Source organism: Actinoplanes sp. TFC3 (assembly GCF_001553785.1).
In the GTDB taxonomy this organism is placed as follows: domain Bacteria; phylum Actinomycetota; class Actinomycetes; order Mycobacteriales; family Micromonosporaceae; genus Actinoplanes.
In genome coordinates, this window is record NZ_LOJP01000001.1 from 916,856 (window position 1) to 938,918 (window position 22,063).

The following is a 22,063-nucleotide window of genomic DNA, read 5'->3' on the forward strand; positions in this document are numbered from 1 at the left end:
TTTTGTGACCGCGTTGCGGCAGTACCTGGGCGTATGGCGGATGCCGGGCGGCAAGGTACTGCTGATGGTCGGCATCCTCGCCCGCCTGGGCATCGGCATGACCCCGCTCGCCCTGCTCCTGCTGGTGCAGCAGAGCACCGGACGCTACGCCGCAGCAGGTCTGGCCGGTGGTGTGTATGCGCTGGCCGGCGCCGCGGTCAGTCCGGTGGCCGGTCGGCTCGCGGACCGCATCGGCCCCTCGCCGGTGCTGCTGACCACGGCAGTCCTGCATCCAGTCGCGCTCGGCGGCTTGCTGCTGGCCACGCACGGTGGTGCGGCGGCGCTGCCGTGGATCTTCGCGGCTTGCGCGGTGGCCGGGGCCACGTACCCGCCGCTGACCGCAGCCATCCGCCGGGCCTGGACCGACGCGACGGCGGCGGGCACGGGACAGCACGCGCTGCGCCCCGCCGCGATGGCCGCCGAGACCTCCCTGTTCGAGCTGGTCTTCGTGCTTGGCCCGATGCTCGTCGCGGCGTTCATCGTGGTCGCGCGCACCCCGGCAGCGGCCGTCGTCTTCGCGGCGATCGCGACGCTTGGCGGGACCATTGTCATCGCCCTGCTGCCGATCATGCGGCACTGGACGCGCCACGAATCCGCCGAACCGGCCCGCGGACTTGGTCCGCTCAAATCGACCGGTTTTCCGGCTTTGCTGGTCTGCGTCAGCGCCCTCGGCATCGCGTTCGGGGCGGCGGGCGTAATCGTTCCGGCATACGCGGCTCAGCACGGCGGCGGCGAGAGTCTCGGCGGCGTTCTGCTTGGCGTCTGGGGTCTGGGCAGCGCGGTCGGCGGCATTTGGTTCGGCACGCGCCGCCCCTCGATGGCCTTGCCGCGCCAATTCGCCTGGCTGCTGGGCGCGGTCGGAGCAAGCTTTCTCATCCTCGCCGCAATGCCCGATCCGACGGCGCTGGCGGCCGCGTTGATCGTGGGTGGTGCGGCGATCGCGCCGGCTTTGACGGTGGAGAATCACCTGGTCGGCCGGATCGCGCCCGCGGCGATGCTGAACGAGGCCTACACCTGGATGGTCACGGTGTCGGTGGCCGGCAGTGCGGCCGGTGGCGCTGTCGCCGGTGCGATCGTCGACCGGCCGGGCGGGCTGCCGTGGGCGTTCATCTTCGCCGCGGTGGTGCTGGTGGCAGGGGCGCTGATCGCCGCGATGCCCGCCGGGCCGATGACCAGGGCCGCGGGAGATCAAGAGCTGGAGGTCGCAGCTGGGTGAGGCGCATCGGCGTGTGCCATAGCGGCCAGGTTGCGGGCCAGCTGAGCCGCGGCCTCGCGCAGCTCTGGCGGGTCGAGCAGCTCCGCCTCGAAGCCGAGCCGGGCCACGTGCAGCGCGATCAGGTTGAGGTCGTCCCCGCCCACAATCAGCAGGCACCAGCCGTCCCGGTCTTCTTCGACACGACCGACAGTAGGTGGCACCAGCTTGCGGATCCGGTCGGCCGGGGCGTGCAGCCGCACCCGGGTGAGATACCGGTAGGGCGCCTCGGCCACCGACCGCTGGATGTAGGCGACCGGGTCCGGGTGCTCGCGCGCCCGGAAGCGCCAAGTCGTCGCGGTAACGTCGCGCATGCGGTCGAGGCGGAAAGTACGCCAGTCGTCGCGGTCGGTGTCGTGGGCCATCAAGTACCAGTGGCGGCCGGTGGCCACCATGCGTACCGGCTCGACCAGGCGTTCCCGCGCTACGCCGGTGTGCCCGGTGTAGCCGAAGCGCACCCGGGTGGCATCGCGGCAGGCCCGGGCCAGCGTCATGAGCACGTCAGAGTCGACCTCGGCCCCCGCACTGAACAGGGTGTCGGTGGCGTTGTGCACTGCTCGTACCTCGGTGCGCAGCCGGGGTGGCATGACCTGATCGAGCTTGGCCAGCGCCCGCAACGCCGCGTCGCCGGCCCCGGTCACCGTGCCGCCCGAGGCAAGCCGCAACGACACCGCGGTGGCGATGGCCTCCTCGTCGTCGAACAACAACGGCGGCAGCCGGGTGCCCGCGCCGAGCTGGTAGCCCCCGCCCACCCCCACCGTCGCGTGCACCGGGTACCCCAGCGAGCGCAGCCGTTCCACGTCCCGGCGTACCGATCGGTCGGTCACGCCCAGTTCGGCGGCTAGTTCCGCAGCGGTCCAGGACGCTCGATGCTGCAGAAGCGAGAGAAGCCGCAACACGCGCTCGGTGGTTGCTTCGACGGACACACCGACATGGTTCCACGAAACTAGGACCAATTCTGTCCGGTATCTGGGTCAGGGTGAGGTTCATGAACTGGAACGAGCTGCTCCTGAGCCAGATCACCTGGCATTGGGACCACCAACTACGCGATCGCCTGGCCGGCTTGACCGATGCCGAATACTTCTGGGAACCCGCGCCGAACAGCTGGAACGTGCGCCCCCGAGGCACCAGCACGGCCCCGGTGCAAGGCGGCTCGGGCGCCTTCACCATTGACCTTGCCATGCCCGAGCCCACGCCCCCGCCGGTCACCACCATCGCGTGGCGCCTGGGCCACGTCATCGTCGGCGTACTGGCCGCCCGGAACGCCGCCCACTTCGGCCGCGAACCAACCGACTACTTCTCCTTCGCCTACGCTCCCACCGCAGCCGAAGCGCTGACCCAGCTGGACACCGAGTACGCCACATGGCTGGCCGGCGTCGAAAAGGCCGACCTGACCGTCGCCTGCGGGGATAGTGAAGGACCGCACGGTCACCTGCCGATGGCCGCACTGGTCCTGCACATCCACCGCGAACTGATCCACCACTTGTCCGAGATCTCCCTGCTCCGCGACCTTCACCGCACTTGCTTCCGAGAGGAAAACTGACATGGCCCGCGACCTCCAGATCACCTTCGACTGCGCCGACCCGGCCGCCATGTCAGCGTTCTGGAGCGAGGCACTCGGCTACCGGCTGCAGGACCCGCCGCCAGGCTTTGCGACGTGGGAGCAGGCTTTGGAGGCCATGGGGGTGCCGCCTGAGCAGCGCAACAACGCCTCGGCGGCGGTCGACCCTGCTGGGGGCGGACCACGGATCCTCTTCCAGAGGGTGCCGGAGGGTAAGGAGGTCAAGAACCGCGTGCATCTGGACGTACGGGCAGCTCCTGGGCTTCGGGGCGAGGAACGGATGGCTGCGCTGGAAGCAGAGGCTGGGCGGTTGGTGAAGCTCGGAGCCAAGCGTCAGCACCGGGTCGAACGGGGACCGCCGATGTCAGCCGGCCACATTGTGATGAGCGATCCGGAGGGCAATGAGTTCTGCCTCGACTGAGGGTTGGGGTGGGGCTGGGGCGTAGCCGCCCCCCTCACCCTGAATGCGGACCGAACCGCAGATGCTGAGTGATCCGATACCGATCCCCCCGATAGATCGAGCGCGCGTACTCGATGGGCCGCCCATCCGCATCCCGCGTAGTCCGCTCGAACAGCAGCGCAGGGGAGTGCAGCGGCACCCCCAGCAGCCGGGATTCCGTCGCGTCCGTCACCGTGGGTTCGGTGGTTTGCAGGGCTTCGGCGGGGATGACGCCGTGGCGGTTGCGCAGGCGGTGGTAAAGGGAGCCCTCGGCTACGTCTTCTCGGGTCAGACCGGGGGTAACCGCTCGGGGGAGGCGGATCTCCTCCAGGGCCATGGGCTGGCCGTCAACCAGGCGGCGGCGCAGGATGCGGAAGAGGTCGTCGGCCGGGGAGACTTCGAGGCGGCGGGCGAGGCGGGCGCCGGCGGGGACTGTTTCGAAGTCGAGCAGTTCGCTGTTCCAGTCGCCCTCGGCCGGGGGGAGGTCGGCGGTTGAGGGGACTTCTTGCGAGATCTTGCGGGGGTTCGTGAAGGTGCCGCGGCCGTGACGACGTACCAGAAGGCCTTCCTTGGCCAGCTCCTCGATGGCGGCGCGAACGGTGGGGCGAGATGCACCCAGATCGGCGCTGAGATCGCGTTCCGAAGGCAGCGCGTCACCGGGCGCGACCACGTCGATCAGTTCGCGCAGTCGCTCTTGAACCTCTGCGCGCCGCATCCGCATACTCTGCCCCTTGATCGACCCAACCGTCCAATTTGACCAGTGGTCACCTGTGCTGCTGCTTAAATCTGATCTTGTCACTTGACGCCGGCGGACCCGGGGCAGTTTTGTTGACCACTGGTAAGTGATTCCCCGATCCGGCAAGGAGCCCTCCCCCCCATGGGCCGCAAGCGAACGATCATCATCGGCACTACCGTCACCGCCACCGCGGCAGCCCTCACTGCCTTCGGCGTAGCGGCCGCGACCAGCAGCAACGCGGCTACATCATGCGGTGCGCTCTTCGATGACTTCAACTACTCATCCCGTACGGACGCAGCGCTCACCCAGCGTGGCTGGAGCATCCGCAGCCAAGCCGGCGGTCCGGGCGTCTCCGGAGCCAGTTGGGCCGCGGACAACGTGTCGTTCCCCACAGTGGACGGTCAGAAGGTGGCTCAGCTCATCGCCAAGACCAACGGAACCGCTGCCGGCACGTCGCACGCCGAGTTCTCGCAGAGCCAGCGCCGCTTCCTCGAAGGCACCTACCTGGCGCGCATCAAGTTCGCCGACGCCCCGGCCACCGGCCCCGACGGCGATCATGTGAACCAGACGTTCTACACGATTTCCCCGCTCGCCGCCCCCAAGGACCCGCAGTACTCCGAGATGGACTTTTCGGAATACCTGCCCAACGGGGGCTGGGGCGAAGCGGGCCCGATCAACTACCAGACCACCTGGTACACCTACGTACCCGAACCCTGGTACGCCGACAACCAGCACAGCCAGCAAGCCAAAAGCATCGCCGGCTGGCACGACGTCATGGCGACGGTGGCCGACGGTCACGTGAAGTACTACATCGACGGCGCGCTGGTGGGCGACCACTCGGGCAAGGTCTACCCCCGCCAGGCCATGTCGATCGACTTCAACCAGTGGTTCATCGACCTGGCCGGCCGCTCGGCGGGCGCCACCTCGACCTGGCAGCAGTCGATCGACTACGTGTACCACGCCAAGAAGCAGGTCCTGACCCCCGCCCAGGCCAGCGCCACAATCGCCGCCTACCGCAGCGCCGGAACCACCCACACCGACACGGTGACGGCCTCCAACGACTGCACGGCAACCACCACGCCGCCGGCGACCACCGCACCCACGGCCACCACACCCGCCGCGACCAAGCCGGCCACCACGGCGCCGACCACGGCTCCCGCCACCACCCGGCCGGCCACTACGGCGCCTGCCACCACCAAGCCGACGACGGCACCGCCGGCCTCGGCTACGGACTGGGCCCCGAACGTGGCGTACAAGCTCGGCGACATCGTGACCTACAACGGCGCCCGGTATAAGTGCCGGATCGCCCACACCTCGCTGGTCACCTGGGAGCCGGCGAACGTGCTGGCCCTCTGGCAGCCGCTGTAAAGAAGAGCCGAAACGAGAATGGGCCCGCGTCAGTCATGGCGCGGGCCCCTTGTCACGCCACACTCGCCCTGACAGAGCCGGAGCAGGACTGACGAGGGAGCACAGGATCGGGTAACTTGCCTGCGTGCGAATTGCTGGGGTGGTTGCCGCGGGCCTTGCTGCCGTGATTGTGCTGGGTGGCTGTGGAAGCGACAAACCCGACGGTCCGGTCACGCAGAGCAAGAAGAAGACCAAGGCCGACATCCAGCGGTACGCCGACCAGACTGCCACGATCATCGAAAGCCAGCTGACCAACGCCAAGGTGACCACCACCCCCTGCGGCGAGGGCAGGTACAGCGTTCAGGGCGTCTACCGGATGCCCATGTGGATCCGCTGGCAGGCGCGTAAGCGGGCCACCCTGCGCACCACGTGGCAGGAGAACAAAATGCCGATCACCATGGACAGCACCCCGGACGGATGGCTGGGCGCAATCGGCACCGTCACCCCCGACGGATATTCGATCGACGTGGCGAGTTACAACAATCCGCAGCCGCTCGCTTTCAGCCTGCAGGTCCGGTCTCCGTGCATCAAAGCCCCCGCCCCTAGAGCCTGAGACGCCGCCGGATTTCGGCTTTCAAATTCTCCGAGAAGCCGTCCAGTTCCAGGTACGAAGCCAGCTGCGCAGGTTCGTGCAGCCAGGCGTGAAATCCGTCCCTCGTCGTCACGCCGTGCCCGGGCCGGTCGAGGATCCGTACCCGATCACCGGTTTGGACGTAGCCGGGCGTGACCACCCGCAGGTAGACGCCCGTGCGGTTGACGTCGGTGAAGCGCTTGACCCACCGGGGCTCGCCCATCTTGGCCTGAAACGTGGCGCACGGGATCCGGCCGAACGTGGTCTGCAACACCAGGGTGTCGCCGACCTGCCAGGTCTCGCCGATCTCGGCCCCGGTCAGCTCGACGCCGCTGGTCGTCAGGTTCTCGCCGAAGATGCCGCTCGGCAGCGGCCGGTCGAGTTCCTTCTCCCACCAGTCGTAGTCCTCGCGGGCGTACGCGTACACGGCCTGGTCGTCGCCGCCGTGGTTGGCCAGGTCGAAGATCTGATCGCCGGCCAGACCACTGGCTCGCTGCGGGGGCTGGCTGCCCTTGGGGCCGGGCGCGCTGACCGCCACCGGGTGGCTGACCGGCTGCTTGTTGATGCCGGTGACGCCGACGTTCTTGGCCGTGCTCGACTCCGGGACAGCGATGTTGACCTGCAGCACTGTGCTCACGCGGAGAACTCCATCGTCGTGCGGTCCATGATCGGAATGTAGCCGATCCGGGGTACAGGGCGTTGGTTGAAGGATTGTCGAGGTCGGTGACCAACCCCCGGCTGCCGCCGGAAACTCGGCGACATCACCGGTAAGGCGCCACACCGTTGTCCTGAAGTCCCCAAGTCTTGGCGAGGCGAGCGAGTGAGTCCGCCCGCGTCTGCGGGTCATGAACCGTGCCGGCAATCATCAATTCCTTCGCCCCGGTACGTTCCACGAGCGCATCCAGCCCGGCCACCACCTCGTCCGCGGTTCCGGCGTATTGCGTGCCCGGCAATTGCTGAAGCAGTTGCCGATCCAAGTCCGTCAGCTCGGCCCGCGCAGCGGTCTCCGGCGAAACAATCGGACCGAGCCGCCCGGTACGCAAGCTGAGCGCCATGAGACGGCTCGGCCCGGCCAGGTAGTCCGCCTCCTCGGTGGTCTCCGCGGCAATCACCGACGCGCTCACCATGAGATGTGGCTCGGTAAAACGCGGCGACGGCTGAAAACCCGACGTGTAAAGCCGAGCAGTGCTGTCCACATCGGAACTCGTCGCGAAATGGTAGGCGTAACAGAACGGCAGGCCCAAAGCCGCCGCGAGCTGCGCGCCATACGTCGAAGAACCGAGCATCCAGACCTCGGGAAAGCTCGCCGGCGCCGGCGTGGCCTGCAACCGGGAAATGCGATCGGGCGCGACGCGATCATCGCCGAGCAGGGCAAGCACCATGGCAAGGTGATCGGGAAATTGCTCCACGGACAGGCGCGGAGACCCACCACGCAACGCGGCCGCCGTAGCTTGATCCGTGCCCGGTGCGCGGCCGATACCCAGGTCGATGCGGCCCGGATGCAACGCCTCCAGCAGCGCGAACTGCTCGGCCACCACGAACGGCATGTGGTTGGGCAGCATCACGCCACCAGAACCCACCCGGATGCGCGCGGTGTTCGCGGCGACGTGGGCGACCAGCACCGGCGGCGAGGTCGAAGCGACCGCCGGCATGTTGTGGTGCTCGGCCACCCAGAACCTTGAGTACCCCAGCTCGTCGGCGGCCCTGGCGATGCCGGTGGTACCGCGCAGGGCGTCGGCGCTGTCGTGGCCCTCACGTACGGTGGCAAGGTCGAGAACGGACAGTGGTACCCGGCTCATCGGCGCTGCCGGGTCTGGCGGGAGCGGATGCTCTGCACACCCACAGTGGTTGCGGTGAGCGCGGCACCTGGCACCAGCAGCCAGACCGGCCACGGGTAGATCTCGGTTTCCGCGGTCATCACCACCAGGAACCAGACCATCAAGTTGATGGCAGCGATCGAGCCGTAGATCGTCCAGAGCACCATGAGCGCGGTCGGCAACTTGCGCACCGCGCGGCGTTCCTCAGCCAGGTGGCGGGCGTGCACCTCGTCAGCGCTCAGCCCCGGCTGCGGCAGGTCGTCGACGATTCCCAGCAAGTCGGCATAGGTGCGGGCGGCGTAGGCCTGGCTCACCCGGTCGTCATACTCGGCAAGGGTCAACCGGCCCTCATCAAGCGCGCCCTTCAACTGCTCAGCAATCTTGTGCCGATCAACATCGGCCGCACGCAATTTGTCGAGCTCCGGTTTGCGCGCTACTTCCTTCCCCATGCCAGCAAGGCTAATGGAGTACGCCGACGCGGTCATCAGCCTGGAAGCAAAACCCGACAAGCGCACCGCCGCGCGCCACCCCCTCTCACCGAGCGATTCTCGATCGCCTGTGGGGCGGTCACCAGTCACTGTCGGCCAGCCTGCGCGACCCCGCGTCTTGGTGGGCCCGGGCACCAACGTGTTGACCCGTGTCCCGCCACTCGCCAGTTCGCCGGCCCGCCTCGAAGCAAAGGACCAAAACGGCCTCGGAGTGGGCTCAGATCGTGCTGGTCTATGGCACCACCTTGGCGCCTATACGGTTGGTAACGTGCCCGTGCGGATGTACCCGACGCGATGTGCAGGCCGGTGATGGGCGGGCACGGGACACGCGGCCGGGCACTGCCCCGGCTCGTGCACCTAACTGGGCCGCTGGCGCGAGATTCGAGTACGTCAGCTTGGTCGAGGTCCGCAAGCAGCTCGGCGACATGCCCCGCGCCAAGGTCGAAGCAGCGCTGCGGCAACTCATCTATGACGAGCACGTGTGGCTATAACCCGAGCCGTTCGGGCACCGCATCGCCCCGGCCGAACGCGAGGCTGCGATCCATATCGGCGGCGAAGACCGTCACCCTTCTCCTGATCCGGCCGCCGAGCTCGCGATGAGCACCACCAACCGTGCAGGCCCGGCCGGCCCGATCTAGCTGGACTGGCGCAATTACAGCACCGGCCCGGCGCTGCCCTGCCGGATCTGCAGACGCCCGTCGATCTGCACGACGAGCACGAGCGACCCTGCCACAAGACCTGCGCAGAGACCCGGCCAGCACCATCCACAAGAGATACAACGAGTGGGTATGTTGCCTGGTTGGGAGGCAGGCTCTCGGTCCCGAGGGGAGTTTGATCCGTTCTGCCGTGTACTTTTTGGACGTGCCTTTGCCAATATCGAAGCAGAAGCTCAACAAGCTGGGCGAGCGCATCGCCGCGAGTGATCCCCCTGCCAAGGAAGATCTTCAACTTCTGAATGACGTGTTGCGCGCTTATCAATCGATCCTGGTAACTGTCGAAGAGCAGCTTGCGCTGATCGAGCTTTCCGCCACCTCGCGCGTTAAGACGAGAAGTGTTCTCATCGAGAAGCTCCGACGAGAGCGGGGCATGGCGCTTGCTCGCGTTCAGGACATGGCAGGCGCGCGCACTGTTATCGAGGGTGGTTGGGCTGAGCAGAACGCCACTGTTGAGCAGCTCACAAGGCACTTCGATGAGTGGACTGGCAAGCCCTCCAAGGTCATTGACCGGCGATCCAGCCCGAGTCATGGCTACCGTGCTGTCCATGTGATCGTCTTTCCCGAGGGCATTCCGTCTTTCCCGAGGGCATTCCGGTAGAAATTCAGGTGCGATCCGAACTTCAGAATTACTGGGCCCAGATCGTAGAGCGGCTCGCGGACCGATGGGGCCGGGGAGTCCGTTACGGGGATGATCCCGAAGACGCCCATCTACCAGCGGAGGGCGTTGCCTATCCTGACGGTACGTCGGTCACTCGACAGCGCATCATCTATGACTTGCGGAGTATGGCTGATCAGGTAGCCGAAATCGAGGAGAGCGAGCAGGCTCTTCAGGACTCTCTGCGTAAGCCGTCGCTCGAATGGCGTATCGCCAAGACGTTCGGACGGGAGGTCGAAGACCTCGACAAGGATGCTGTTCTCTTTTATCCGCGTTTTCGGATCAGTTTTAAGCTTATGATTTCATCGCTGTGGCGCGACGGAGCCCTGGCGGCGCGGCGAGCCGGTACGCGCGAGCCCATTACGGACAGGCGGCACGTTGGGCGTATCTTGCGGCGGGTCATCCCCGACGTCAGGGCACCTGACGCGGACTTCGTTCGGGAGAGACTACTCAGATGCGACTCTCTCGTTGACGATGTAGTAGCCGAACAGCGGTCGCGCCTGAAGCGGCAACAAGCTACGCTCCGGGATATGCTGCACCGTTTGGGAGAGTACGTGGAGCAGGGGGGTATCCGATGAAGCACTATCTCGTGGTGTTCAATCGTCGTTCAGGCTCCATCGTCCGGTTCTCCGAGTTCACACAGGCCAACGAGGCGCTGACGGCGCGGTTCGATGCCGAGACGGAATTCATGGATGATGCAGACATCGAGGTAGTGGTGTTGGGCGCTGCGTCCAAGGATGCGCTGCAGCGAACCCACGGTCGGTACTTCCATGGGGCCCGTGAGATGGCTGGTAGCGCCCTAGGCAAGCTCCGCAAATACGAGGCCAACTCCTCCCGTGCCTGTCTCGCGATCTAACCCGCACGACGGCCCCCGGCAGCACCTCAAGGCGGCCAGACGCTAGCGCTGGGGATGCAACACCTGAATCACTAGGACGAGGGCCTGCGCAATCTGCGCTGCGCCCTCGTTCTGCTTGTACGCGAAGTACAGAGCGCCGAGTTCGGTGATTGCTCAGCAGGACTCGCCAAAGGTCGTCCGGTGGTTCCTGCTGGACTCTCTTGTTCGGGTTCTGGTAATCGTGGCCGTCTTCTGCATCGTCACTCATTCAGCCTCGCTTGGAGAATCCGGAAGGGCCGGATCCCCGGTGCATCTGATCGGTGAACTGTGCGAGATCACCGAGCCATGCGGCGAGGCCGCAGGATGGCTATGCGCGTGAAACGCTAGGGCCTTGTCCATGTGCACGCGGCGTGGCGCGCCGAGGACGCTTCGGAAAGGGGCGTGGACTGACGCGCCTGAGGCCACCCTCACGCCCGTGCAGCTGCGGTCACCGCTGGCAAGTGCCTCTACGACCTGCGGCCCGCCGCCGTGTCGCTCTCGATAGACGCGGGTGTCCCTGCGACTCAGGTTGCCAAGTGGGCCGGCCGCAGCGTCCACGTCCTCATACGGGTGTACGCGAGGTGTATCTGGGGGAAAACGAGGCCGCACGTCGTCGCGTTGAGCTCGCCCTGCTGGATCAATCTCTAGAAGCGCGTTCTCGAGCTCGATCATTCTCGTAGGCTCGTTGAGCCCGACGGGTAGCGGTCTTCTCGCGAGACGGGTCCAGATCGCTATTCATGGCGTCGATTAAGTCGATGTTTGGCTGGAAAGTTACGTCGGCCTCACTCGAACCTTTGGCATAACGACCGACTGCCGTGGCATACCGAAGGGCTAGAGACCCGAGGTCCGGACCCCAGAATGGCTACCTCGACATGTTGGCGCTCCAGCTCACCGACTAGATCAGACACAAGACGTTTGAACCTGAGGACTTCGACATCCTCTTCATCGGCGGAGGGGTGTGCCTTCAGGTACTCGCGCAGCTCTCGTCCAAGTTCCTCCAGCTGCTTCGTGGAGTGCACGAACCAGTCGCCGACTCGCATCCGACACGACAGTGAGATCAAGCGGCTCTGAGTGAGACCGAGTAGGACCGACGAAGAAGGCCCCTCCCTGCTGTTTCAGCAGGGAGGGGCCTTAACGTCCCGGTGGTGGCGGGTAGAGGATTCGAACCTCTGTAGCTTTCGCGACGGATTTACAGTCCGCTCCCATTGGCCGCTCGGGCAACCCGCCTGGGATTCGCCGCCTCGGTGTTCCTTGGCAGCGGACAACAGGATAGCCGTACCGCCGGGCGGTTCTGCAACCGGGTACGGTCGGCATGTCGGGGGCCTGTGGCTGGCCCTCGCGGACATCGATACCTGAACCAGTAGTTGGAGTCTGATCATGGCAGCCAGCCCGTCGTTCGACATCGTCAGCAAGGTCGACGGCCAGGAGGTGGACAACGCGTTTCACCAGGCGGACAAGGAACTCGGCACCCGGTTTGACTTCCGGGGCACCGGGACGACCATCGTGAAGTCGGGGGAGAACGGGGTCAGCATCACCTCCGAGACCGAGGAGCGCGCCTCGGCCGCCCTGGAGGTCTACAAGGAGAAGCTGGTCAAGCGGAACATCTCGTTGAAGTCGCTGGAGGCCGGGGAGCCGCGGCAGTCGGGGAAGACTTACAAGATCGATTGCAAGGTGATCGAGGGGATCGAGACCGACAAGGCCAAGGCGATCAGCAAGAAGATCCGTGACGAGGGCCCCAAGGGTGTGCAAGCGCAGATCCAGGGTGACCAGCTGCGCGTGACCGGAAAGAAGCGCGACGACCTGCAGGCCGTCATCGCGCTGCTCAAGCAGGAGGACTTCGGTGTCGCCCTGCAGTTCACCAACTACCGGTGAAACCCGTCGTCGACCTGGCCTGGGTGCAGGAGCATCCGGACCGGGTCGTGCTGGCCGATGTGCGCTGGTACCTGGACGGCCGGTCGGGCTGGGAGGCCTTCCTTCGGGGTCATCTGCCCGGCGCCGTCTTCGTCGATCTCGATGAGTGGCTCGCGGCTCCGGCGTCGCCTGCTGAGGGCCGCCATCCGCTCCCGGATCCCGCGGTGTTCGCCGAGGGCCTGGGAAAGGCCGGGATCAAGGACGAGAACATCATCATCGCGTACGACGACAGCGGCGGTGTTGTGGCGGCCCGGCTCGTGTGGATGTTGCGGGCCACGGGGCGGGAGGCGGCTCTTCTGGATGGCGGGCTGCGGACGTACCGGGGAAAAATCGAAACCGGACCGCCCACCCGCACCCCTGAGGTTTTCTCGGTCCGGCCGTGGCCGAACGACCGGCTGGCGAGTCCCGACGAGGTCGCCGGGCGGGGGAGTGCCGTTGTCCTCGACGCCCGCGACGCGGCCCGGTACCGGGGTGACACCGAGCCGGTGGATCCGCGAGCGGGCCACATCCCGGGCGCCCGCAACCTGCCTTGCCGCGACAACCTCGACGAGAGCGGCCGCTTTCTTCCCGTCGCCGAACTGCGTGAGCGGTTCGCCGGCGTGGGGGTGAGGGCCGGCAGCGACGTCATCTCCTACTGTGGCTCGGGCGTCACCGCCTGCCACAACTTGCTGGCCCTGGAGCATGCCGGGCTGGGCACGGGACGTCTCTATCCCGGCTCGTGGTCGCAATGGAGCGCAGCCGACCGGCCCGCAGCTACCGGCGAGGGTTAATCAGTCTGCTCCGAGGCCCAGCGATGGTGTGCTTCCCAGGCCGCTTGCTTGGTGGTGCCAAGCGCAGCGCCGATCTGCGTCCAGGACGCTCCGGCGCTGCGGGCCGAGCGGATCATCACCTGGCGCCCATATCCGGCCTTGCGGCTGACCACTTCGCTGAGCGCCAGCAGTTCGAGCATTTCCGGGCGGGACAGCGGCTTGCCGGCCTCTTGCGTCACCGAAGCGAGCGCATCGCGCATCCGCAACTCGTCGTAACGCGTTGTGGCGGTGGAGAGCGTGTGCTGTTGCTCCAATTCGTCAGGAGTAATCACCTCTTCACTCTCACGTCAAGAATTCCTGACGTCAAGCTGCCCTGACGAAAGGGTGTCAGGTGGCCCGCATATCTACCGTTAAATCAGGCCTAAAGCCGTCAATTTTGCGGCTCGTCGCCGCGTGGCCACCTCAGCCGTTCAGTCAAGATTTACGGAGATGCGGCCGCGACCCGCCGGTGAGCGCTGTCTGACGCACACCTGGTGTGGCACCATCATGAAACCCCCAACCGACGCACCGTTCTCGTCCTAGGAGCAAACATGTCCGCACGAAAGCTGGGCCGTTTCGCGGGCTTGGTTTTCCTGCTCGTGGCACTGGCCGGCGGCGGCGCTGCGGCAATTTCCACGCAGCACTCCGCGACCGCTACGGCATCTGGTCAGGCCCAGCTCGGCGACGTCGACTGGAGCTGAACTACTCGGCTGGTCCCGCTTCAGCGGGATCCGCAGGTCCGACGACGAGGAGCGAGTCATGGCTGGCCCACCGCCATCGCCACGCCGCTCCTCGCGAAACGCCTGGCTGATCACCAGCCCTCTGGCGCTCTTCGCGATCGCCTGCTTCATGTTGTTCTGGGTCCGCGATCCCGGCTGGTGGCACTCCTGGCCCGGGACCTTGCTGGTTTTCGCCGGCTTCGTCGCCGCGAACATCGGTGTGCTCACCATTGTCGTCAGACGGCAAGCGGTGGCGGTGATCCTCAACGAGATCCCGTTGATCCTGGCGATCTACTTCCTGCCGGCCCCGGCGGTCATTCTGGCGCCCGCTCTGGCCAGCCTCGTGACCCAGCTACGGTCGCGGATGGACACCACCAAGATGGCGTACAACGTCGCCAAGACGGCTGCCCGCACGGCCGCCGCCCTGGTGGTGGTGTCCTGTCTGCCGCCCATTGACGGAGCGGGCCCAAAAACCTGGGGCATCCTGGCCGCGGCCGTCGCCACCGCCACGGTGGTCAGCTGGGCGGCCTACGCCGGTGTCATCACCGCCGTCCAGGACCGCCGCGCCGGACAGGACGCCCTGCGGGTCGGCTCGCAGACCGTGGTCACCGAAGCCGTCAACATCGTTATCGGCCTGGTCTTTCTCGTCGCCCTGGACGCTACCTGGTGGTCGGCGATCCCCTTGGGCTTCCTGGTGCTCGCGCTCGCCTTCGTGATGCGTTCCTTCTCGGAGTTCTTCCGCCAGCACCGCACCCTGACCGAGGTGTACGAGCTGACCAAGGCCATGCGTGAGCAGGGCAACGAGGGCAATCTCGCCGACATCATGCTCGCCCCCATCCGCCGGATCATGCGAGCCGAATACGCGACGCTGTGGCTGCCCGCGCAGGGACGGCACCCCGAGGTGCTGCTCACCTCCCGGGTTGACGGCCGTGGCCTGCTCGACATCTCGCCCACCCCGGTGCCGGTGCGGGAACAAGCGGTGAAGGGTGGTCGTACCGTCGCAGTCAGCAATCGGATGCCGGAGACCATGCACCTGCGTCCGTACCTGCGCGACAGTCAGATCAAAGACGTTGTCGTGGCGCCGTTGCGATCGGGGCAAACCACCGTGGGCAGCCTCGAAGTGGTCAACCGGCTCGGCGGGTATACCCAGTTCCGCGACGCCGACGTCCAGGTTCTCGAGACGATCGCGGCGCACGCCGCGGTGGCTGTGGAGAACTCCCGGCTGGTGGAGCGGCTGCGCTACGACGCCTATCACGACCGCTTGACCTCCCTGCCGAACCGGCGGCGGGTGACCGACGCCTTGGCCGAGGCGGTGAAGGTAAGGGCTCCCGGCGAGGTGATCGCCGTCATGCTTTTCGACGTCGACGGACTGCGCGACGTCAACGAGTCGATGGGTCATGCCGCCGGTGACACGCTGCTGGTCGAGGTGGCCCGCCGGCTTGGAACTATCGCTGGTCCGGGCGCCCTGGTGGGCCGCATCGGCGGTGACGAGTTCGTGGTGACGTTGCGCACCGAGGGCATCGAGGAGGCCGTCCGGCTGGCAACCGAGATGCGCGAGCAGTTGCGGGGCCCCATGGTCGTGGGTTCCCTCGCGCTGGATGTGGACACCGCAACGGGCGTGGCCGTCGACTCCGATCATGGTGGAGACCCCGAGGCCCTGCTGCGGCGGGCGGAATTAGCGGCTAATGCGGCAAAGGCTCTGCCGTACGGTGTGCAGCTCTTCAATTCTGGTCTTGAGTCCCGTGCCGTCCGTCGTCTGGGGCTGGCCGCAGATCTGCGGCGCGCGCTGGACGGCGGCGAAATGGAAGTGTATTTCCAGCCCAAGGTGTCCATCCGCGACCGGCACTTGATCGGCGTGGAATGCCTCGCCCGGTGGCCGCACCCGGCGCACGGTGAGGTCTCGCCTGAGGACTTCGTGGCTGTGGCGGAACACACCGGACAGCTGCACCGGCTCACCGAGGTGGTGCTGACCGCGGGCCTTCGGCACTGCCGGGAGTGGGCCGATGCGGGCCGGCCGCTGTCCATTGCGGTCAACCTGTCGGTGCGCACGCTGCTTGACCCGCGTTTCCCGGACACCGTGCATGAGCTGCTCAAACTCAATCAGGTGCCGGCCGGGCAGGTGACTTTCGAGATCTCCGAGCCCGGCATGCTCGGCGAGATCGACCGGGCCCTGCCGACGTTGTACCGGTTGCGGGATCTGGGAGTCCGGCTTTCCGTCGATGATTTCGGTACGGGGGCCTCGTCGCTTTCCTATCTGCGTCAGCTCCCCGTGCATGAGGTGAAGATCGATGACAGCTTCGTACAGGGCATGGCCACCGACTCCGGGGACCTGGCCATCGTCCGCGCCGTGATCGGGCTCTCCCGCGAGTTCGGGCTCACCGTGGTGGCCGAGGGCGTCGAGAGCGAACTGACCCTGGACCTGCTGGCCGAACTCGGCTGTGAGATCGGTCAGGGCTACTTCTTCAGCCGCCCGCTGCCCGTCGAGCGGCTCAACATGTGGCTCAGCGCTCAGACCGAGCCGGAGGAGACCCCCACCGGAGAGGTGCGCCGGCTGCGCGCAGTTGGCTGAACTGGGCTTTCGCCGCGCCGGGGTACCGATTTCACCAGAGCCGCGGGGCCGTGTAAGCTTCTGTCTGCGCAACAAGCGAGAGATCGCACGCCTCGAACTTTGAGTTCAAATGTCGAGGGTGCTTTAGATCGTGGCCGGCCCCCTTAGCTCAGTCGGCAGAGCGTCTCCATGGTAAGGAGAAGGTCTACGGTTCGATTCCGTAAGGGGGCTCCACCGGGTTCGTGATCCGCCCTCAGGCGCTGGATTTCAGCCTGGCGCGGCGGTGTAGCTCAGATGGCAGAGCAAGCGGCTCATAATCGCTGTGTCGCCGGTTCAAGTCCGGCCACCGCTACTGGTTCGGGATCCGTCCCGGATTGCCGTACGAAACCGGGCGGATGTCCGGCGTTTTGCATGTCCGTGGTGCTACCGCTACGCTGGCATGTCGTAGTAAAAACCCGTGAGCAGGAAGGCACCCCGCCGTGGCCAAGGCGACCGACGTCCGTCCCAAGATCACCTTGGCGTGTACGGAGTGCAAGGAGCGCAACTACATCACGCGCAAGAACCGCCGTAACGACCCGGACCGCATCGAGCTGAAGAAGTTCTGCCCCCGGGACGGCAAGCACACCCTGCACCGCGAAACGCGCTGACCCAAGCACCGAAATGGCGGCACCCCTGAGCGGGGGGCCGCCATTTCCGCATTCCACCCGGTGAGGTGATGCCGGTGCTTGAGCTGCTGGCCGCTCTCTATGGCCGCCTGACCGCGTCCTCGGCCTTCTGACCGCGCTTCGGCTTGTGGGCGGCTTGACAGCCCGCTTGTGGCAGTTCGCGGGCGCCCGGCTCTGCAGCTATGTTCCTCAGGGCGGTAGTTTCGCCTCATGCCCCTGGACCCGTCCTTCATCGGCCGCAGCTGGCCGGCCACCCCGCCCTATCAGGTGGGCCGCGAGAAGATCCGCGAGTTTGCCACCGCCATCGGCGCCACCGATGCCGAGTATCACGATCCCGCGGCCGCCCGTGCCGCCGGCCACCCGGATGTTGTCGCGCCGCCCACGTTTCCGGTGGTGCTGACCATGGCCGCGAGCCGTCAGATCATCTCCGATCCGGAGCTCGGCATGGACTACAGCCGGGTTGTGCACGGCGACCAGCGGTTCGCCTACACCCGGCCGGTTGTCGCCGGGGACTCGCTGGTCTGTGTCAACACCGTGGAGGAGATCACCACCCGGGGCGGGCACGACTTCATCACGACGCGCGCCGAGGTCACCACCGAGGCCGGCGAGCCGGTTGTGACCGTCTGGTCCAAGCTCGTCCAGCGCGGAGAGGCGTGAGCATGGCTGAGCAGTTGCCACCCCAGACCTTCCGGGTGACCCGGGCCGACCTCATCCGGTATGCGGGCGCGTCCGGTGACTTCAACACGATCCACTGGAGCGAGCGGATCGCCCGGGACGTGGGCCTGCCCGGCGTCATCGCGCACGGCATGTTCACCATGGCTTTGGGCGGCCGGGCGCTTGCCGTCTGGGCCGGTGCCGCCGACGCCGTCGTCGAGTACGGCGTGCGCTTCACCCGGCCGGTGCCCGTACCCGACACAGACGAGGGCACCGAGGTCGTGGTGACGGGTGTCGTCAAGGAGGTCACCGAGGACGGGCTGACCCGGATCGACCTGACCGCCACCTGCAACGGCGAGAAGGTTCTGTCGCTCGGCAAGGCCGTCATCCGCAAGCGGTAACCGGCGGGGGTGGGGCGGGTTGGGCAACCGGCCACCCAACCCGTACACTGGTCCGCCGTGGGGCTTAATCGTCCCTGCCTTTCGTATGTGAAGTCATTTTCATGCACGCGAGGCGGGGTGGGCGGCCACACATAGGGGTGTAGCTCAATTGGCAGAGCAGCGGTCTCCAAAACCGCAGGCTGCAGGTTCAAGTCCTGTCACCCCTGCGCACCGACCCGTATCGGCCCGGCGGCGGGACCGCCCGGCGCGGGCCGCCGGGAAGACCGGGCGCGCCGCGTCAGGCGCGACCATTCATTCACCGACCGACGACGGAAGAGGGCGCAGTGGCCGAGAGGAAGCGACCCGGTGACGACGCTGACCGTCCCGGGGACGAGACGTTCGATGACGCCGTTGCCGAGGATGACGCCGCTGTTGACGACGTTGAGGCTGACGAGCAGGTGAGCCGGGGCGGCGGGACAGCCGTTCGTGAGCGCACCGAGGACTCCGGCAAAACCGGTAAGAAGGCTGGCCGGCGCGGTGGCCGCATCGGCGGTTTCTTCCGCGAGGTGGTCAGCGAGCTGCGTAAGGTCATCTGGCCGACGCGTAAGGAACTGCTGACCTACACCGGCGTCGTGATCGGCTTCGTCACCGTGATGACCGCGATCGTGGCCGTTCTGGACTACGGTTTCGGCAAGGCCATCCTGGCGTCGTTCGGCAACTGAAGCTGATAGTTACGGAAGTGAGCAAGCGTGCCTGAGTACGACGACGAGACCGCCGCCCCTGAGACGGGCGCTGCCGCCGACGAGCAGTCGTCGGCTACGGCGGGCGACGCCGAGTCGGTCGAGGCCGCAGCTGAGTCTGCCGAGGCCGACGACACCGCGGCCGGCTCCGACGACACCGCGGCCGGCTCCGACGACACCGCCGCCGGCTCCGAGGACACCGAGGGTGAGGCCGAGGTTGCCGCCGCCCCCGCCGTCGATGACGACTATGACCCGGTGGCCGAGCTGCGCCAGAAGCTGCGGTATGCCCCCGGCGACTGGTACGTGGTGCACTCGTACGCCGGCTACGAGAACAAGGTCAAGACCAACCTCGAGACCCGGATCACGAGCCTCGACATGGAGGACTTCATCTTCCAGGTCGAGGTCCCGACCCGCGAAGAGGTCGAGGTCAAGAACGGCAAGCGCAACCAGGTGCAGGCCAAGGTCTTCCCCGGCTACATCCTGGTCCGCATGGACCTGTCGCCGGAGTCCTACTCCTGTGTGCGCAACACGCCGGGCGTCACCGGCTTCGTCGGCGCCACCGACCGGGTCGACCGGCCGGCGCCGCTCTCGCTGGACGAGGTGCTGAAGTGGCTCGCACCGGCCGTGCAGCAGGAGGAGAAGAAGGCGAAGGTCGAGATCAAGGTGCTCGACTTCGAGGTGGGCGACTCGGTCACGGTGACCGACGGCGCGTTCGCTTCGCTGCCGGCCTCCATCTCGGAGATCAACGCCGACCAGCAGAAGCTCAAGGTGCTGGTGTCCATCTTCGGCCGCGAGACGCCGGTCGAGCTGAACTTCAACCAGGTCGCCAAGATCTGACCTGGGTTCCATAAACCCCGAGCAAGTCGTGGGAGGGGATGCGCACTCGCGCGTCCCCGCCAGCTACCACAGGAGTAAGAGAAATGGCACAGCGCAGCAAGGCGTACCGCAAGGCCGCCGAGTCGATCGACCCCGCCAAGCTCTACGAGCCCGGTGACGCGGTCAAGATCGCCAAGGAGAGCAGCCCCACCAAGTTCGACGCCACTGTCGAGGTCGCCATGCGCCTCGGTGTGGACCCCCGCAAGGCCGACCAGATGGTGCGCGGCACGGTCAACCTGCCGCACGGCACCGGTAAGACCGCCCGCGTCATCGTGTTCGCCCAGGGCGCCAAGGCTGAAGAGGCCGTTGCCGCCGGCGCCGACGAGGTTGGCACCGACGAGCTCGTCGCCCGGATCCAGGGTGGCTGGCTGGACTTCGACGCCGCGATCGCGACGCCGGACCAGATGGCCAAGATCGGCCGCATCGCCCGGATCCTCGGCCCGCGTGGTCTCATGCCCAACCCGAAGACCGGCACGGTCACCGTTGATGTCACCAAGGCCGTCAACGACATCAAGGGTGGCAAGATCACATTCCGCGTGGACAAGCACTCCAACCTGCACCTGATCATCGGCAAGGCCTCCTTCTCGGCCGAGCAGTTGGTCGACAACTACGGTGCGGTGCTCGACGAGGTCCTGCGGGCCAAGCCGTCTGCGGCCAAGGGCACCTACCTCAAGAAGGTCACCCTCAGCACCACGATGGGCCCGGGTGTTCCGATCGACCCCAAGGTCGTGAAGAACCTGCGTGACTCCTCGAACGACTGACGTTCGAAGCATCAGCGAAAGCCTCCGGGTTCACCCCGGGGGCTTTTTCGTGCCCGGCGACACACCGATTTGGATTCCGGTGCATCGCCGCGTAACCTTCTCTGCGGAGTTCCACCCACAGACCGCTGGTTTGCCGCAGCCGTCGTCGAAAGACGAAGGCCGTGGCCGAAGGTCCCGCGACAACGCGGGCGGCCCGCGCAGGGGAGAACGGTTCGTGATCATGTCGGCGCCTCGCGCGTCCATATCCGCCCCGTGCGCCCTGCGCCGGGGCGTTTCTCGTTGTTCGGGCCGTAACCCCGCCAGCGGCTCTTTGAGCAACGAGAGAGGAGGGACATGGCGGACAAGCCGGTCCGGGCCGATAAGGCCACTGCCGTCGCCGAGCTCACGGAGCAGTTCCGTAACTCGTCGGCCACCGTTTTGACCGAGTACCGCGGCCTGACGGTTGCCGAGATCAGCGAGCTTCGTCGTTCGCTCGGCAAGGAGACCAAGTACTCCGTGTCGAAGAACACGCTCGCGCGGCGTGCTGCATCCGACGCTGGCATCGAGGGCCTTGACGCGCTCTTCGCCGGTCCTACCGCGCTCGCCTTCGTCGGCGGTGACGTGGTTGAAGCGGCCAAGGGCCTCCGTGCCTTTGCCCGTGCCAACCCCACCCTGGTGATCAAGGGCGGCGTCTTCGAGGGCAAGGCCATCTCGGCCGACGAGGTCAACAAGCTTGCCGACCTCGAGTCCCGTGAGGTGCTGCTGGCCAAGCTGGCCGGCGCCATGAAGGGCAGCCTGACCAAGGCCGCGGGCACCTTCCAGGCCCCGCTGTCCAAGGTCGCACGCCTGGCAGCCGCGCTGCAGGACAAGCGCGCGCAGGACGGTTCCGCCGAGGCCTGACGGCCCGCGCGGAGTTTGACTTACATCCACAGAACCAACGAAAGGTTGCCAGACATGGCGAAGCTCAGCACCGACGAGCTGCTCGACGCGTTCAAGGAAATGACCCTCATCGAGCTCTCCGAGTTCGTGAAGCAGTTCGAGGACGTCTTCGACGTCACCGCGGCTGCCCCGGTAGCCGTCGCGGCTGCGGGCACCGGCGGCGGCGAGGCTGCGCCGGCCGCTGCCGAGCAGGACTCCTTCGACGTCGTCCTTGAGGCCGACGGTGGCAAGAAGATCCAGGTCATCAAGGTCGTGCGCGAGCTGACCGGCCTGGGCCTCAAGGAGGCCAAGGACGCCGTTGAGGCCGCCCCCAAGGCGATCCTCGAGGGTGTCAACAAGGAGAAGGCCGAGGAGGCCAAGGCCAAGCTTGAGGGCGAGGGCGCCAAGGTCACCCTCAAGTGACCTGAGGCTTCACCGCACCACCTCGCACAGGCGGGGACCCCCCCCAGGGGGGCCCCCCCCGTTCGTTTCTCCGTCATAACCGCAGGTCAGAGTGGGTTTTCCGGCGGTCGGATGGACGACTCACAAAAGGGGCGGACCATCTCTTT

General features: G+C 66.6%; 26 protein-coding genes and 4 tRNA genes. 23 read left to right on the top strand and 7 right to left on the bottom strand.

Annotated features, from left to right (window positions below):
- The first annotated feature begins 4 nt into the window (after nt 1-4).
- On the top strand, nt 5-1,255 hold the full coding sequence (locus TFC3_RS04005) for an MFS transporter (protein ID WP_067495765.1): 1,251 nt from the start codon (nt 5-7) through the stop codon (nt 1,253-1,255).
- Here TFC3_RS04005 and TFC3_RS04010 read toward each other — a convergent pair.
- Nucleotides 1,228-2,217 carry a YafY family protein gene (locus TFC3_RS04010; RefSeq protein WP_067495768.1) on the bottom strand — a complete coding sequence of 330 codons (990 nt, stop codon included), beginning with the start codon at nt 2,215-2,217 and terminating at the stop codon, nt 1,228-1,230. The two genes, TFC3_RS04005 and TFC3_RS04010, sit on opposite strands and share 28 nt — an antisense overlap.
- A gap of 62 nt (nt 2,218-2,279) precedes the next feature.
- Here TFC3_RS04010 and TFC3_RS04015 point away from each other — a divergent pair, with 62 nt between their 5' ends.
- Both TFC3_RS04015 and TFC3_RS04020 read left to right on the top strand, forming a co-directional pair.
- Nucleotides 2,280-2,834 carry a DinB family protein gene (locus TFC3_RS04015; RefSeq protein ID WP_067495771.1) on the top strand — a complete coding sequence of 185 codons (555 nt, stop codon included), beginning with the start codon at nt 2,280-2,282 and terminating at the stop codon, nt 2,832-2,834.
- 1 nt (nt 2,835) lies between these two features.
- Nucleotides 2,836-3,273 carry a VOC family protein gene (locus tag TFC3_RS04020; RefSeq protein WP_067495774.1) on the top strand — a complete coding sequence of 146 codons (438 nt, stop codon included), beginning with the start codon at nt 2,836-2,838 and terminating at the stop codon, nt 3,271-3,273.
- Between the two features lie 34 nt (nt 3,274-3,307).
- Here the strand turns inward: TFC3_RS04020 and TFC3_RS04025 are convergent, their stop codons facing one another.
- On the bottom strand, nt 3,308-4,006 hold the full coding sequence (locus TFC3_RS04025; protein WP_067505941.1) for a GntR family transcriptional regulator: 699 nt from the start codon (nt 4,004-4,006) through the stop codon (nt 3,308-3,310).
- A gap of 162 nt (nt 4,007-4,168) precedes the next feature.
- Here TFC3_RS04025 and TFC3_RS04030 point away from each other — a divergent pair, with 162 nt between their 5' ends.
- Together TFC3_RS04030 and TFC3_RS04035 are read left to right on the top strand one after the other, a co-directional pair.
- Nucleotides 4,169-5,395 (top strand): carbohydrate-binding protein, encoded by a 1,227-nt coding sequence (locus TFC3_RS04030; protein WP_067495777.1) that lies wholly within the window; start codon nt 4,169-4,171, stop codon nt 5,393-5,395.
- A 124-nt stretch (nt 5,396-5,519) separates the two neighbouring features.
- On the top strand, nt 5,520-5,987 hold the full coding sequence (locus TFC3_RS04035; RefSeq protein WP_153040096.1) for a hypothetical protein: 468 nt from the start codon (nt 5,520-5,522) through the stop codon (nt 5,985-5,987).
- Here TFC3_RS04035 and TFC3_RS04040 read toward each other — a convergent pair.
- The 3 genes from TFC3_RS04040 to TFC3_RS04050 all read right to left on the bottom strand — a co-directional run bounded on the left by TFC3_RS04040 (nt 5,977) and on the right by TFC3_RS04050 (nt 8,271).
- On the bottom strand, nt 5,977-6,642 hold the full coding sequence (locus TFC3_RS04040) for an MOSC domain-containing protein (RefSeq protein WP_067495783.1): 666 nt from the start codon (nt 6,640-6,642) through the stop codon (nt 5,977-5,979). The two genes, TFC3_RS04035 and TFC3_RS04040, sit on opposite strands and share 11 nt — an antisense overlap.
- Nucleotides 6,643-6,766: 124 nt before the next feature.
- Nucleotides 6,767-7,804, bottom strand: a complete 1,038-nt coding sequence (locus TFC3_RS04045; RefSeq protein WP_067495786.1) for an LLM class flavin-dependent oxidoreductase — start codon at nt 7,802-7,804, stop codon at nt 6,767-6,769.
- Entirely contained in the window at nt 7,801-8,271 is a 471-nt protein-coding gene (locus tag TFC3_RS04050; protein WP_067495799.1) for a DUF1707 domain-containing protein, read from the bottom strand. The genes TFC3_RS04045 and TFC3_RS04050 overlap by 4 nt, the downstream gene beginning before the upstream one ends.
- Nucleotides 8,272-9,156: 885 nt before the next feature.
- Between TFC3_RS04050 and TFC3_RS04055 the strand changes: the two genes are divergently transcribed.
- The 3 genes from TFC3_RS04055 (at nt 9,157) to TFC3_RS04065 (ending at nt 10,537) form a co-directional block, all read left to right on the top strand.
- Nucleotides 9,157-9,624 carry a hypothetical protein gene (locus tag TFC3_RS04055; protein WP_067495802.1) on the top strand — a complete coding sequence of 156 codons (468 nt, stop codon included), beginning with the start codon at nt 9,157-9,159 and terminating at the stop codon, nt 9,622-9,624.
- A gap of 185 nt (nt 9,625-9,809) precedes the next feature.
- Nucleotides 9,810-10,259: a hypothetical protein gene (locus tag TFC3_RS04060; RefSeq protein WP_067495805.1), complete on the top strand. Its 450-nt coding sequence runs from the start codon at nt 9,810-9,812 to the stop codon at nt 10,257-10,259.
- Entirely contained in the window at nt 10,256-10,537 is a 282-nt protein-coding gene (locus TFC3_RS04065; protein ID WP_067495808.1) for a hypothetical protein, read from the top strand. Before TFC3_RS04060 ends, TFC3_RS04065 begins: the two co-directional genes overlap by 4 nt.
- A 1,161-nt stretch (nt 10,538-11,698) precedes the next feature.
- Here TFC3_RS04065 and TFC3_RS04070 read toward each other — a convergent pair.
- Nucleotides 11,699-11,782: transfer RNA gene (locus tag TFC3_RS04070), tRNA-Tyr, on the bottom strand.
- A gap of 150 nt (nt 11,783-11,932) precedes the next feature.
- On the opposite strand from TFC3_RS04070, the gene TFC3_RS04075 reads away from it, so the two are divergent.
- Nucleotides 11,933-12,427 carry a YajQ family cyclic di-GMP-binding protein gene (locus tag TFC3_RS04075; protein WP_067495811.1) on the top strand — a complete coding sequence of 165 codons (495 nt, stop codon included), beginning with the start codon at nt 11,933-11,935 and terminating at the stop codon, nt 12,425-12,427.
- Complete coding sequence (locus TFC3_RS04080; RefSeq protein WP_067495813.1) at nt 12,424-13,236, top strand: sulfurtransferase; 813 nt, start codon at nt 12,424-12,426, stop codon at nt 13,234-13,236. Before TFC3_RS04075 ends, TFC3_RS04080 begins: the two co-directional genes overlap by 4 nt.
- Here TFC3_RS04080 and TFC3_RS04085 read toward each other — a convergent pair.
- Nucleotides 13,233-13,547 (bottom strand): hypothetical protein, encoded by a 315-nt coding sequence (locus tag TFC3_RS04085; protein WP_067495816.1) that lies wholly within the window; start codon nt 13,545-13,547, stop codon nt 13,233-13,235. The two genes, TFC3_RS04080 and TFC3_RS04085, sit on opposite strands and share 4 nt — an antisense overlap.
- Before the next feature lie 258 nt (nt 13,548-13,805).
- Between TFC3_RS04085 and TFC3_RS37770 the strand changes: the two genes are divergently transcribed.
- The 13 genes from TFC3_RS37770 to rplL all read left to right on the top strand — a co-directional run bounded on the left by TFC3_RS37770 (nt 13,806) and on the right by rplL (nt 21,917).
- Nucleotides 13,806-13,955, top strand: coding sequence for a hypothetical protein (locus TFC3_RS37770; protein ID WP_161952532.1), 150 nt, complete (start codon nt 13,806-13,808; stop codon nt 13,953-13,955).
- Between the two features lie 58 nt (nt 13,956-14,013).
- Complete coding sequence (locus TFC3_RS04090) at nt 14,014-16,542, top strand: bifunctional diguanylate cyclase/phosphodiesterase (RefSeq protein WP_067495819.1); 2,529 nt, start codon at nt 14,014-14,016, stop codon at nt 16,540-16,542.
- A 137-nt stretch (nt 16,543-16,679) separates the two neighbouring features.
- Nucleotides 16,680-16,755: transfer RNA gene (locus tag TFC3_RS04095), tRNA-Thr, on the top strand.
- 45 nt (nt 16,756-16,800) lie between these two features.
- Nucleotides 16,801-16,873: transfer RNA gene (locus tag TFC3_RS04100), tRNA-Met, on the top strand.
- A 127-nt stretch (nt 16,874-17,000) separates the two neighbouring features.
- Nucleotides 17,001-17,168 carry a 50S ribosomal protein L33 gene (rpmG, locus tag TFC3_RS04105; RefSeq protein WP_067495822.1) on the top strand — a complete coding sequence of 56 codons (168 nt, stop codon included), beginning with the start codon at nt 17,001-17,003 and terminating at the stop codon, nt 17,166-17,168.
- Between the two features lie 228 nt (nt 17,169-17,396).
- Nucleotides 17,397-17,843, top strand: a complete 447-nt coding sequence (locus tag TFC3_RS04110) for a MaoC family dehydratase N-terminal domain-containing protein (RefSeq protein WP_067495825.1) — start codon at nt 17,397-17,399, stop codon at nt 17,841-17,843.
- Nucleotides 17,844-17,845: 2 nt separating this feature from the next.
- Nucleotides 17,846-18,241, top strand: a complete 396-nt coding sequence (locus tag TFC3_RS04115) for a MaoC/PaaZ C-terminal domain-containing protein (RefSeq protein WP_067495828.1) — start codon at nt 17,846-17,848, stop codon at nt 18,239-18,241.
- A 133-nt stretch (nt 18,242-18,374) separates the two neighbouring features.
- Nucleotides 18,375-18,447 (top strand) — tRNA-Trp (locus TFC3_RS04120).
- A gap of 117 nt (nt 18,448-18,564) precedes the next feature.
- Nucleotides 18,565-18,942 (top strand): preprotein translocase subunit SecE, encoded by a 378-nt coding sequence (gene secE, locus TFC3_RS04125; protein ID WP_067495830.1) that lies wholly within the window; start codon nt 18,565-18,567, stop codon nt 18,940-18,942.
- A 27-nt stretch (nt 18,943-18,969) separates the two neighbouring features.
- Complete coding sequence (nusG, locus tag TFC3_RS04130) at nt 18,970-19,797, top strand: transcription termination/antitermination protein NusG (RefSeq protein WP_067495833.1); 828 nt, start codon at nt 18,970-18,972, stop codon at nt 19,795-19,797.
- A gap of 83 nt (nt 19,798-19,880) precedes the next feature.
- A complete protein-coding gene (rplA, locus tag TFC3_RS04135; RefSeq protein ID WP_067495839.1) occupies nt 19,881-20,597 on the top strand; it encodes a 50S ribosomal protein L1 in 717 nt (238 codons plus the stop codon).
- Nucleotides 20,598-20,930: 333 nt separating this feature from the next.
- On the top strand, nt 20,931-21,476 hold the full coding sequence (rplJ, locus tag TFC3_RS04140; RefSeq protein ID WP_067495843.1) for a 50S ribosomal protein L10: 546 nt from the start codon (nt 20,931-20,933) through the stop codon (nt 21,474-21,476).
- Nucleotides 21,477-21,530: 54 nt separating this feature from the next.
- Nucleotides 21,531-21,917 (top strand): 50S ribosomal protein L7/L12, encoded by a 387-nt coding sequence (gene rplL / locus TFC3_RS04145; protein WP_067495846.1) that lies wholly within the window; start codon nt 21,531-21,533, stop codon nt 21,915-21,917.
- The last annotated feature ends 146 nt before the right edge of the window (nt 21,918-22,063 follow it).